This window comes from Chitinivibrionales bacterium, assembly GCA_014728215.1.
Classification (GTDB): Bacteria; Fibrobacterota; Chitinivibrionia; order Chitinivibrionales; family WJKA01; genus WJKA01.
Map to the genome: position 1 here is coordinate 1 of WJLZ01000082.1, position 11635 is coordinate 11635.

An 11635-nucleotide genomic window follows, 5' to 3' on the forward strand; every position below is an offset into this window, starting at 1 on the left:
ACTCAGATAAAAGCATTGCTCCACTCATCTTTTCTTGAAAATTTTATCGAAATGGACTGGCAGGTGGATATCTCCGATTTGGTAAAGGATGCCGAGCTTTTCACCGGCGGGCAATCACCTTCACTGGAATGGGATGTGGCCAGCCAGATGGGTATATGGCTGTTCAGATTGATGAATATCAAAGGCTATGCAGGATTTGGCGAAGATATACTTGAGTACTGGGGGCTTGCGCTCGGTATGAATGCCCCCGGCGTTAACAACGGCCGCGATTTTTCAGCCGTCTATCAATTCAGAAATGAAATCAGCAGCGACCTCCTGGCGTCACATTCTATTTATATCAAAGTTGACATTGGGTTGCATCGTGAAGAAGTTTATGCTCGAAGACTCGCTCGTGTTCTGGGGCAAACTCGATCTTCTCAGCGCCGATCCCGGTGCATCCTCGGGATACTCCTCCCTGGGACCGACAACTCAGCAGGGAAGCGACGGGTTTATTTATGACGGCTATGGTTCCATGGATGATGTCATTTCCTATGGCTCTTCGATGGATGACAACTTTAACTATTACGGCTGCGACTCCTATACAACCAATTCACCGGCCACCGATGAAAGTTATACGCCTAATCCCGATTGTCCAAACTGGAATTATTATGTCAGTTATCGTCTTACGCTTGATCCGGCCATATTTGGTCCCTCAGGATACGGGGATATCGGTATGACCTATGTGCATTCATCTCCAAGTAAAGGCACCGAAACTGTAATCGTCGAACCCGGCCCGCCACCACCCGACACAACCGACAATCCCTTCGATAAAGTCCCGACACCAACGCCGTTGCCTCCAGATTCGACGACGCCTCCAGATTCGACAACGCCGCCCGACACCAGCGATACACTCGGCCCGGGACCCGATTGATTGTCAAGAAATGGAATCGGAGAAAGAGATTGTGGAGTAATGGGGATTAACATCAAATAATTGAAATCCCCCCATTACTCCATTTTGCCCCATTGCATTATACCGGATAACATCTATTAACTATAGGTACCCGGGAGTTTATTATTGCAGTGTAAAACGAAATAATATTCTTCCACGGGTATGCTGCTGCTTTTTTTATGGCAAATAATTTATATTGCTTATAGAGCTACTCTAAGCATGAAAGGAGATTGCTATGGCAAAGAGACTCGTGGGGATAATTATACTGGTTGCTGTTTTCTCGGCCTTTTCTGCAACAAAGGGTTATGATCGAAGCGGAATCGGGTTTCAGATAGGATTCGCTGTTACTGATCCTGATTATCCTGTGGAAGATGTAGATCTGGCATTTAATTTTGGCGGCCATGGCGATATCGCCTTTGGTATCGGCAGAGCGGGAGAACTCCATTATTATCCGAGTCTGGCTATATGGATCGGCGGCGATACTGAAGATTTCCGGGACCAGTTTGCCATGGAAATCAACATTAACGCTTTTGACACCCGCTATTACCCTCCCATACCTCAGAGCATTAAGGTCCGTCCCTTTGTGGGTCTGGCTCCGATGATCGAGATTGAAATATGGGATGTCGATTTTGAATTTCCCACTGAAGCCGACAGAGACGATGTTGAGGCGAGTGCCGGATTGAATTTATACGGCGGCGCCGATTTCATTATCAAAAGCGATCTGGTTTTATTTACCGAAATGCGGGGCAATTTCAGCGACTGGGACGAATTCAAGCTGAATGTAGGCCTCACATTCATGATGTGGTAGCCGGCAGAGTTATCCGACCACACATTACAGGCGAAAAATGGAAGAAAGAAAACCTCTTAACAATCGAAAGAAGCTGCTTATTAAAGCGGCAAAAAAACGTCACGGGAGCATCCGCCCAGTTGCAAACGTAAAGGATCTCGACGAATCGTTCACGACTCATCACGATGCGTTGCTTTTCTGGTATAACACCGACGATGGAAGCACGCATATTTTGAAAGACAACGGTTCGAATGAGAGTGGCGGCGATAAAGAAACGAACGAGACCTGAACCTCGGGCGAAACATACCGAGTCTCGATTCTTTTTTATTTCGCACCACAGCATTTTTTAGATTTTTTCCCACTTCCGCACGGGCATGGCGCATTCCGGGGATAATCTCCGGGTATCTGAGGAGCCGGGCCGGGTTGGCCCATACGTGCATTATGTTCTGCACGGCGCCTGAGGATATCTTCTTTTATTTCCACAAACCTTCTTCGTGAATATTTGAGAAATTCCCGGAAGCCCGGACACAGGACACTGCGGGTTGAAGGATTTCCATTGTTGAAGAGCCGGAACCGCGGGCAATCGCACCGGCAGAAATCGATAAATTCACATCCCCTGCACCCCCCGGGCACAACCCGTTTCCGGTTGGCAAACTCATGGCGTTTTCTGAGTCCGGCCAGAGAGACATAGTCATCATTGTTGATATTGCCCAGTTTCCACCGATCATAGGCAAAAAAATCACAGGGGTAGACATCACCGTTATGTTCAATCAGAAAATAGGAGTCGCAGGCTTCCTTGAAACAGCATCCCTGATGAGCACCATCGAGCATATACATGAGAATGTCGTCATACAACCTGATTGACACATCAGGATAGCCATTTTCAAACCAGAGATCGAAAAGCCCTTTGTGAAAATCGCGGTATTGCTCCCCGGTAACCGAAAATTCGGCCGGCTTCTTTGTTTTAGGATCGATTTCCAGACAAGGGATGAACTGAAGGAAATTTAGATTGTTCTCTCTGAAAAATGACCAGATCTCTTTTAAATGCTGTACACTATGGGCGGTAATCATGGAAAGAATATTGAATTCAACCCCGTTTTTATGCATGATATCAGCAGCCTTCATCACGTTATCGAATGTCCCTTTTCCGGTAAAATTAAGCCGGTAGTGATCGTGAACATGACGGGGTCCGTCACAGCTGAGCCCGTTCAGCATATTGTACTGCTTGAAAAAACGGGCCCACTCATCGGTAATCAACAGACCGTTGGTCTGGAAACTGTTCCCGATAGTCTGGCCTGTTTTGCCGTATTTTTTTTCATATTCAATGACGTTATGATAAAAATCAAGCCCCATCAGAAGTGGCTCGCCGCCCTGAAAGCAGATAGCGTTATGTGGAAACCCGCACTGAAGATAATTACGGATCATCTTCTCTGCGGTTGCAGGAGACATCTTGAGGGCATCATTCTTTTCAGGATAGAGTTCATCGAGTACCCGTTTATAAAAACAATACGTACAATCGATATTGCATAATCCTGAGGCCGGTTTGACAAGAAGTGTAAATGGTTTCATTGCTTTTTATGGATATTTAGGTAAAAAGAAAAATATACTTTATTTTTCTGCATCCTCTCTTTTAAGTAACGTTTACCAGAACCCCATATTGAATTCATCTGCCACTTCCTGGGAATAGTGGGCCATTGTCTGAAGTTCGAATATGCTTTCATTACCTCTATTGTCTTCAAAGCGGAAATAGACTTTGAGCAGGATATCTGATGTTGCAGTAAGATCATCTTCTTCCTCCTTTTCGACCAGAAAATCGGTTACAAAGATATCAGCCGAAAGAAAGGACAATGAATCGCCGTTATATAAGAGTGTTTCGCCATCATAAACATACCGTCCCGTATCACCGCTTGAAGGTGTTATAAAGGCGACAGAGGTTTCATCGAAATATAATACCCGTGATGAACGCCGTATTTGAGACAGTATTCGCCGCGCCGCATTTTCAGTCTCTACCCGAAACTGGGTTTGTTTTTTATTTGAGGCAGTATGGCGGGAGATAAAGGCCCATGAAGTATAGACGATCGTTACGATAAGTCCGCTCACCGCTATCGCCACCATCAGTTCCAGAAGCGTTACCCCGCGGCAAAAAGGCCTTCTATGCTCGTGAACTCGATTCATCATTTTGAATATCCCTGAATCATACGAAACACTTTGGTGTTTTCCTGTTCATGGATACGACGCACGGTTATTTCGATATCTTTTGCATAGGGTGGTTTTTGAATGATCAGCGGATCGACCGGAATAACCTTCCGATTAACTTCAAAAGTCATATTATTTACCATAGCTTCATATACCGTATCATTCAGACTGTCCCACCGGGCGGCGGTCTTTCTGATCCGCTCGGCTTCATTGCTGACCACAAAGGCGGTACTTGCAACCCGGTCTCTTCGTCCCCGAATCCTGTCGGCAGTCACAAGAACGCCCATAATAGCTGTTACCGCAAGCCCCAGAATCGCCGCAGCAATCATGGCCTCGGCAAAGGTAAGGCCCCGTCTGTTTGAAAGTAAACCGGTATTAATCTCACTCATACCCATATCCCCCACTCTCATCCTCACCAGCCATCCGCTCTTCCCAGCTCAAAATGCTCAGATCGCCTATGAAAAACGGAAAATGGTAATCGGAGATATCCATCAAGGGTTCAATAGTTCCTATGAGCACATTAGGAGGAGCCATAGAAGGCTGAATTATTCCTCCTTTCTTTTTACTTGTTGAAGGCGCAGGATGAGCGGCGGGTATTTCCGCCATACAATCCGCCAGGCTTTTTGCTTTCATGGTGCCGCGAAACACACCCTGGTGGCATACATAGCCATCAGCCCAGACCAGTCCCTGAATAAGTACATCCTGCCCTGTCTTAAGAGAATACGAGGTGCCAAGAGAAATCAGCGTGCCGTCAAAAGAAGCACGCTCCGAAAACTCAACAGAATAGATAATCGAATTCTGTTTTTGCGTTTTTTTTTGTTTGCTCGAACTCACAAAAATACTTTTCCCCTCAATACGGGCATCATTATAAACAATAATATTATTGAGTGAAATCACATTACCATGGAAAATAACATCATTGCCTATTGTCACCTTTCCCTGAGAGAATATGGCAACATTCCGGAACTGGGCCTGATCGAATATCTTTGTTTCATTATTGACGATAAACTCCATGTTTTCAATAAGTGACGTCCCGGTAAACTGCAGGTCTCCCAGAACGGCGATCCGCCGATCTTCATTCCATTCGATATCGCTCATCTGGCCGTCGATAAACAATGGGCCGTTAACAACATCGGGAATCTCCTGAAGTTCGTCATTATAATGAATTGTTTGGGGCATATCGCGGATCAGGGTATCACCGGAAAGGAGTTCCTGCTGATAATAGCTGATCAGCTCACTGAGTTCATTTTTACGGACCACGCGAGAAAAGCTCTTGGTTGCTTTGGGGCTGAGATTTGCAAGCGATTTGAACTCCCCTCCGAAATTGCCGCCGGTGGGCTGTGTCGCCGATTCCAGATACAGCGTTGTATCCGGAGAAGAAAACAGCTTTCCACCAAGACTTGCGGTAACCTGCTGGTACTGATCAAGATAATTCCCCACCGAGACCAGTTCCCGTTCGATACCGGATGACCGGAGGGATACTTCGCAGGTGCCGAAAGAATCGGATGAAAAGAGATCAAGTTCTACCGCACCTCCGTTCGGAACCAACTGACCTTCCATGGCAGCCAGTTCTTCATCGGATATCTCGAACATATCTCCACCAAAGCTGGAATCGTTGGCGTTCAGTTCCGGGAGCGTATCAATCCCGAGTGTGTCATTCATCTGTTCCAATGCTTTCCATATACCGGAACGGGCGTTGAGAAGCGCTTGAACATTGTGAAGATGCGCTGCAGCGGGTTTGACTGTCCGTGATTGTGTGAAAAGGTAGATTGATACCGTAATGAGTGCAAAGACACAGAAGAACAAAACAACGGGAAGAGCGGAACCTTGTCGGTTTAGTCTCTCGGATATTCCGGTACTGCTATTCTTCCTGGGCAGGAATTTCATACAGGCCAAGGGGGTCGCGGAGTTTAATGCCCTCTTCATTGATTGCAATTATTTTCTGCTGACGAACGTCATCGCCAATACCGCAGATATGAGACTTTCCACTCTCATCTTCAATGATAGCCAGTGGTTTTTTCTTGAAGAGCACTCCTTTGAGCGTTAATTTATTGCGGACATAGTTGTTTTTTTTACTACCACCGCCGGTCTTTCTGGGAGCGATATGCCCCTTTTCGAGAGATTTGAATGGACTTGTATGAATGCCGCTGTATTTGAACCCTTCAGCTAAAGCAGTTGTCGTAAGCGCTTTCTCGACAAGGGGCTGATCGGTCATTCCCGGTACAGGGGCGAGGGTTTTCTGCTGAGATGTTTGCTGCTGTGGAGATTCCGCCAGCCTGAAAGCCTGGGTTAAGCTGAGTGCCAGGAGTACAACGATAATGCATAACGCGATCATTTTTGACAACGGTGTATTCATAAGTCTGCTCTATGCCCTTGGCCTTAGAAAACAGGTGACTCGTATTGTGGCGGTTATCTTAGGTCCTTCATCCGCAGCAATCCCCAGACGGTCTACACTCACCAATTGAGGAGTGGCTTCTAAAGATGAAACAAATTGTCCGAAAGAATTATAATTGGTCGACATCTCCAATGTTACCGGGTACAATATATAATCTTTCTTAACAAGTTCTTCCTCCGGCTCCATACGAACAAATCGAATCCCGGCATTATCGGCCTTTGCAATCAGCATCTGCAAAAGCCCCGAAAAATTCTGAGGATCGGCAAAACCGGTACTGAGGTCCTCGAGTTTTTTCTCCAGAAGAGCATGTTTATTTTTGATCCCCTCCTTGATTGTCGCATACCCGTCACTCGATGAAAGGAGGCCTTTATATTGGGCTATCTCATTCTGCTTCTGTCGCAAAGAGCCCCACAGGGGAAAGACCAGATATCCCAGGCTATAGATAAAAACAAAAAGCGCGGCGCTGACCGCAAGAAGAGCGGGAAGTTCGTTATTGATTATTTTTCTGATTCGATTGAGCATACCAGTAATATAAATCAAAACTGAAATGATGCCGTTGCTGCAGTGGATGGAGTAGCAGCAGAGGTTATCAAACGACGTATCTATGGTTATTTAAGCCGAGAGGCGGATTCGAACCGCCGACCTGCTGATTACGAATCAGCTGCTCTACCACTGAGCCATCCCGGCTTGGAAAATTAATTCGTATCTGGTATTAGATATATTTCTTTAAGTTAAAATAGGTTTTGCCATTCGAGGGTGAAAATGGAATTCAAGGATACTGTGCCGGTGGCTTTGAAGCATCAGGAACGGTGATATATCCACCGGCACAATCATCAGGTTTACTATTATCAAAATTCCGTCAGTATCATTCCCCGTCAACAGCACTGCCTTCAATTCTTTCCGCCCTCTTCAGGCTTCACTGCATAACCCTTTATGAGTTCCATTGCCGGATATACTTTCATTCACAACAAGCAACCGGTCTTTCAGATGGCCGGTTGCTATTCCGGAGAAAAAAAGAGCATGAAATAATGTTACCTGCAAACAATTATGCCAAAAACAATACTGCAAATGATTCTAATGCTAAAGAATAAATAAATCATTACTTTAGCACTATTATTCTCATTTGCCATCAAATATTTTATATTCTTCATAGGCTAGAGGTGAAGAGTCAGACTCATTCTATTGCTGCATTTCGAATAAATTAGGGTTTTCCGTTAAACAGTTACAGGAGTAGCTTTATATAGCTATTTTCTGGTGATATTTTTAATCAATTCGGGGATATTTTATGCTTTCAAATAAACCATGTGTTTTAATTATTGAAGATGACGAGGCAGCGGCGTTCGGCTACGAAAGTTTCCTTTCCGATTCGGGTTATCGGGTCAAATCGGCAACGACATTAAAAGAAGCCCATGCGCAAGCTGAACAGGGCGGTTTTGATGCTATCTTACTCGATCTGAAACTTCCCGATGGTAACTCCCTCCACTGGATACCTCAGCAGAAGCAGGCGTATCCGGAAATACCGATCATTGTGATCACCGGTACCAGTGATATTCCTACAGCAGTCCAGGCGACCAAGAACGGTGCAGAAAATTTCCTTACCAAGCCGGTGGAAATGGATGAACTGAAAAACGCGCTTGATAAAAGCCTCGAATTGAAGGTCCTGCGTAAGCGAAGTGTTATCCAGCAACGGCTTTCCAAAAGTGAAGAACCTTTTTTCGGAAGAAGCAGACCTGTTACCGAACTCCTCGACTATGCCGCGCTGGCTGCGGCCAACAATTCGGTAATTCTTCTTCAGGGAGAAACCGGCACAGGTAAAGGAGTTTTGGCTAAATGGGTACACGACAACAGCGAACGCAGATCGGAAGCCTTTGTGGAACTCAACTGTTCCAGTTTAAAAGGCGAGCTCCTTCGGAGCGAACTGTTCGGCCATGTCAAGGGAGCTTTTACATCGGCGATAAAGGATCGTGAAGGACTTATCGAAGTTGCCGATAACGGCACGCTCTTTCTGGATGAGATTGGTGATATGGATCTCGAGGTACAGGCGCAACTACTGAAAACTATTGAAGAAAAATCGTTTAGGCGTATCGGCGAGAATAAGATACGAAAAAGCGATTTCCGTCTTATTTGCGCCAGCAACCGCGACTTATTTCGGGCAACAAAAGAACAAAAATTCCGAAATGATCTCTACTACAGAATATGCGTATTTCCTGTCATCGTACCTCCATTACGCGAGCGAATCGATGATATTCCCGGACTGGCCGCCTATTTTCTGAAAAGTTTTGGCTATACCCATTTTCCGCTTTCCCATCAGGTAAGCGATACTCTGAAGAGGTATTCATGGCCGGGCAATGTCCGGGAGCTGAAGAACATGCTTGAGCGGGCATTCCTTCTTGCCCGTGGAGAACCACTTACAATCCACCACTTCCCCGGACTTACCACAAGTCAACCCATCACTGTAACCTATGAGGATGTCGAAAATCTGAACGAATTGACTAACAGGCATATTTTAAGCATTGTCCGGAAATATAACGGTGACAAGAAAAAGGCCAGTAAGGCATTAGGAATGTCATTTTCAAACCTCTACCGGAAACTGAGCCAGATCGGGCATGTCGAGGAACCATCCGGTATGCAGGTTTGAGAATAAAAAGCAGAACGATATGCGAACTTTTTCTACGCTTTAAAAAGATATGCTCATGAAGGGGATTGTTGAGCGGGAATTATAATGAAAGTTGGGCCACAATTGCTTGCAACCCACTTTCATCGTCTCACCTAATCTATCCTCTATTTTTAAGCTTAACCAGGCACTTAATTGTTCTTTGCTTTTCTAATGGACTGTTATCTCTGGGACAGCATAAGCATTTAAAAATCTACTGAACAGAAACAACACTATTTACCGATCCATACTCATTGGTTTTTTGCGTATCACACTGAGGATCGTTTAACCATGAACCGTTCACGACGAACTTGTATTCATATGTTCCCTTGGGAAGGAGAATATTAGTTGAATACCCGCCGTTTTTGGGTCGTAGTTTATTTTTCTTGGGATTCCAATCGTTGAAAGATCCCGCTACAAAAACATCAGCATCCGGTTCTGCATGAACATCAAACTGTACTCTCTTCTTCTTTACGTTTCTGGTCATAATCAGCTCCCTGAAATTTGATGAATTTTGTTAATATTGCCCGTACAGAGTGTTTTTAACGACCCATTGCATATCACATCCTGCATGGTTTTTTCATTCTTTTTTAATCGGGCAAATTCCCATTCAAGGCATTGAATATCCTGACTTTGCAGCTTGGTCAGGTATTTAAAGAGAACCTTCACTTCAAAATCCTTTTCAAGCTGAATCAATTTTTTATACATATTCAGGATTTTTCGTTCATTTCTCAAAATGTAAAAAAAGGTATCTTCAAGGTTATCCAGAGGTTTGAGATTAACATCGAGGAGATAATTCGCTATCGATGTACCACTGTCGGTCTCAGCATTCTGCTGCATGAAATAACATGCTTCCGGAAATTCGCTCTGCAATTTCATGGCTTGATAGCGCTTCCGCCTGGCCATGTATTTCAGAAGATTCCGTTCTTTGGGAGTGGAAACCATCTTTGCAGCATTGGCATATTTTTCCAATGCCTCGCATGCTCGAAGAATTGCAAAATTGAGATAATCACTAATCGCCTGATTATTGGAAAATTGCCATAGTGCAGGCTTTTTATTTTTGTCCCGAATTTTCGCCTGCGCTGTTTTGGACGGAGATGATTGAGAAGTTGAATTCATTTTTCAGCACCTTCACCTAATGTTAAATTAGCCATTTTGCTTCATTTTATTCGTTAAAAGAATTGGTAATCGATTTCTGCAGGCAACCACCGAGCCACCGATCCGGAATATATCGCAGCAAAAACGAAAAGAGACCGACGTTGGCTTCTTATGCTGCAGGGTTAGCATGAATCAATTCCAGCTGCATCGATTCGAACGCCTGGGCAATGTCTGCACTACCCCATAATCGAACCATACCGATAGGTAGCAATTTTTATGCCATCACCAATGAAGAATAAAAGCTATAAAAAGCAAGAAGTGGAGTCGGAGGTTTGCATTTCTTAGAAAAATAATTTGCATTCTTTGGAAGGTCTTTTTATTTCCGGTTTCCGGTCACCCCTGGTTCACTTTCAATCTGTTCTTAATTTCATCAGCTCGATACTCAGCCTTGTCTCTGATCATCCAGCCGACACCGGTAAGCTGATTTCGACCGTTAATCCCGGCTGTGGATCGTTGTTAAACAGGCTGATTTTTCCACCATGATGTTCGACGGTATTTTTCACGATACTCAAGCCGAGTCCGGTGCCTCCCTTCCGGGTGGTAAAAAAGGGATCGAAAACGTGCTGTAAATCTTTCTGTCCGATTCCCGACCCGGTATCACAAAACTGGATACGCACATAGTGCTCGTCTTTATCCGACACCTTTATTGTAATCGCGCCATCATCATTCATATGCTGTTCAGCATTATCCAGCAAATTCAGAAATACCTGCTGAAGCTTTGTTGTATCCACATTGACTTTAATATCTTCCGACCGGGGGATGGCCATCATTTTCACCCTTTCATTTCGCTCCAGGGCCACCTGTTGCCAGTTCGTGACGGCATCGGATAAAAGATTTGATACGGAAACCTCATGTAAATCATCTTTCCGCAGGGGCCTCCCAAGGGCCAGAAGATCTTCCATCAACGTTGAGAGCCTGTCAATCTGATTTTTGATATGTTTCATATATTGCTCATATTCACTATCGTCTCCAATGCGTTTGAAAAGTGCCTCACTGAGCGCCATTAATGCATTGAGCGGATTTCTGACTTCATGAGCAACACCAGAGGTCAGCTGCCCTAAAAGTTTCATTTCCCTCGATTGAAGCATCTGACGTTCCATCCTTCGCCTTGAAATCTCGTAGGCGATATAACGGGCAAATATTTCTATCAGATGTATTTCATATTCATAAAAAGGCTTTTCTTCTCTACGCATAACGCATATCATACCCACCGGGTTGGAAGAATAGCTACGAATCGGAATTCCGATATAAGAACGATAGTCGCTGCTTGCAAAACAACAACTATCAGAGAATTCCCTCGTAAGATTACCGGTTATCTGAGAAGAGCGGCCATGGGCAAGGATTACTTTGCAGGCAGAACAGGGAACGAGGGACTCCTTTTCATGATAGAGCACACCATCACGACACCGTGTAAGATTAATGGCTTTATCATCATGAAACTGATAGATAACCACCGATTGTGCCTTGATGATGTTCGTAATATTGAGTACAACAAGCTCATGGATTGTTTTAATGGAG

Annotated in this window: 13 protein-coding genes and 1 tRNA gene; 4 read left to right on the plus strand and 10 right to left on the minus strand. The window is 44.7% G+C overall.

Annotated elements, in window-relative coordinates; genetic code table 11:
- The first annotated feature begins 373 nt into the window (after nt 1-373).
- The 3 genes from GF401_05950 to GF401_05960 all read left to right on the plus strand — a co-directional run bounded on the left by GF401_05950 (nt 374) and on the right by GF401_05960 (nt 2004).
- Complete coding sequence (locus GF401_05950; protein ID MBD3344586.1) at nt 374-910, plus strand: hypothetical protein; 537 nt, start codon at nt 374-376, stop codon at nt 908-910.
- 253 nt (nt 911-1163) lie between these two features.
- On the plus strand, nt 1164-1736 hold the full coding sequence (locus GF401_05955; GenBank protein MBD3344587.1) for a hypothetical protein: 573 nt from the start codon (nt 1164-1166) through the stop codon (nt 1734-1736).
- Between the two features lie 37 nt (nt 1737-1773).
- Nucleotides 1774-2004: a hypothetical protein gene (locus GF401_05960; GenBank protein MBD3344588.1), complete on the plus strand. Its 231-nt coding sequence runs from the start codon at nt 1774-1776 to the stop codon at nt 2002-2004.
- A 35-nt stretch (nt 2005-2039) separates the two neighbouring features.
- Here GF401_05960 and GF401_05965 read toward each other — a convergent pair whose 3' ends face one another.
- The 7 genes from GF401_05965 to GF401_05995 all read right to left on the minus strand — a co-directional run bounded on the left by GF401_05965 (nt 2040) and on the right by GF401_05995 (nt 6993).
- A complete protein-coding gene (locus tag GF401_05965; protein MBD3344589.1) occupies nt 2040-3284 on the minus strand; it encodes an anaerobic sulfatase maturase in 1245 nt (414 codons plus the stop codon).
- 72 nt (nt 3285-3356) lie between these two features.
- Nucleotides 3357-3893 carry a prepilin-type N-terminal cleavage/methylation domain-containing protein gene (locus GF401_05970; GenBank protein ID MBD3344590.1) on the minus strand — a complete coding sequence of 179 codons (537 nt, stop codon included), beginning with the start codon at nt 3891-3893 and terminating at the stop codon, nt 3357-3359.
- Nucleotides 3890-4300: a hypothetical protein gene (locus tag GF401_05975; protein MBD3344591.1), complete on the minus strand. Its 411-nt coding sequence runs from the start codon at nt 4298-4300 to the stop codon at nt 3890-3892. The genes GF401_05970 and GF401_05975 overlap by 4 nt, the downstream gene beginning before the upstream one ends.
- Nucleotides 4293-5573, minus strand: a complete 1281-nt coding sequence (locus GF401_05980) for a hypothetical protein (protein ID MBD3344592.1) — start codon at nt 5571-5573, stop codon at nt 4293-4295. Before GF401_05980 ends, GF401_05975 begins: the two co-directional genes overlap by 8 nt.
- A gap of 199 nt (nt 5574-5772) precedes the next feature.
- On the minus strand, nt 5773-6267 hold the full coding sequence (locus GF401_05985; protein MBD3344593.1) for a hypothetical protein: 495 nt from the start codon (nt 6265-6267) through the stop codon (nt 5773-5775).
- A 9-nt stretch (nt 6268-6276) separates the two neighbouring features.
- Nucleotides 6277-6846 (minus strand): type 4a pilus biogenesis protein PilO, encoded by a 570-nt coding sequence (gene pilO, locus GF401_05990; GenBank protein ID MBD3344594.1) that lies wholly within the window; start codon nt 6844-6846, stop codon nt 6277-6279.
- 75 nt (nt 6847-6921) lie between these two features.
- Nucleotides 6922-6993 (minus strand) — tRNA-Thr (locus tag GF401_05995).
- Nucleotides 6994-7591: 598 nt separating this feature from the next.
- Between GF401_05995 and GF401_06000 the strand changes: the two genes are divergently transcribed.
- Nucleotides 7592-8944, plus strand: a complete 1353-nt coding sequence (locus GF401_06000; GenBank protein MBD3344595.1) for a response regulator — start codon at nt 7592-7594, stop codon at nt 8942-8944.
- Nucleotides 8945-9173: 229 nt separating this feature from the next.
- Here GF401_06000 and GF401_06005 read toward each other — a convergent pair whose 3' ends face one another.
- The 3 genes from GF401_06005 to GF401_06015 form a co-directional block, all read right to left on the minus strand.
- Complete coding sequence (locus tag GF401_06005) at nt 9174-9446, minus strand: hypothetical protein (protein MBD3344596.1); 273 nt, start codon at nt 9444-9446, stop codon at nt 9174-9176.
- Nucleotides 9447-9448: 2 nt separating this feature from the next.
- Nucleotides 9449-10078, minus strand: coding sequence for a hypothetical protein (locus tag GF401_06010; GenBank protein MBD3344597.1), 630 nt, complete (start codon nt 10076-10078; stop codon nt 9449-9451).
- Nucleotides 10079-10515: 437 nt separating this feature from the next.
- Nucleotides 10516-11635, minus strand: a 1120-nt coding sequence (locus GF401_06015) for a GAF domain-containing protein (protein ID MBD3344598.1), incomplete at its 5' end; no start/stop codon positions are given.

Bases quoted from the DNA above. Each gene is read 5' to 3' on its own strand.
- GF401_05980 (MBD3344592.1), bottom strand. From the start codon at position 5,573: ATGAATGACACACTCGGGATTGATACGCTCCCGGAACTGAACGCCAAC.
- GF401_05965 (MBD3344589.1), bottom strand. From the start codon at position 3,284: ATGAAACCATTTACACTTCTTGTCAAACCGGCCTCAGGATTATGCAAT.
- GF401_05985 (MBD3344593.1), bottom strand. From the start codon at position 6,267: ATGAATACACCGTTGTCAAAAATGATCGCGTTATGCATTATCGTTGTA.
- GF401_05960 (MBD3344588.1), top strand. From the start codon at position 1,774: ATGGAAGAAAGAAAACCTCTTAACAATCGAAAGAAGCTGCTTATTAAA.
- GF401_05955 (MBD3344587.1), top strand. From the start codon at position 1,164: ATGGCAAAGAGACTCGTGGGGATAATTATACTGGTTGCTGTTTTCTCG.
- GF401_05975 (MBD3344591.1), bottom strand. From the start codon at position 4,300: ATGAGTGAGATTAATACCGGTTTACTTTCAAACAGACGGGGCCTTACC.
- GF401_05950 (MBD3344586.1), top strand. From the start codon at position 374: ATGCTCGAAGACTCGCTCGTGTTCTGGGGCAAACTCGATCTTCTCAGC.
- GF401_06005 (MBD3344596.1), bottom strand. From the start codon at position 9,446: ATGACCAGAAACGTAAAGAAGAAGAGAGTACAGTTTGATGTTCATGCA.
- GF401_06010 (MBD3344597.1), bottom strand. From the start codon at position 10,078: ATGAATTCAACTTCTCAATCATCTCCGTCCAAAACAGCGCAGGCGAAA.
- GF401_05970 (MBD3344590.1), bottom strand. From the start codon at position 3,893: ATGATGAATCGAGTTCACGAGCATAGAAGGCCTTTTTGCCGCGGGGTA.
- GF401_06000 (MBD3344595.1), top strand. From the start codon at position 7,592: ATGCTTTCAAATAAACCATGTGTTTTAATTATTGAAGATGACGAGGCA.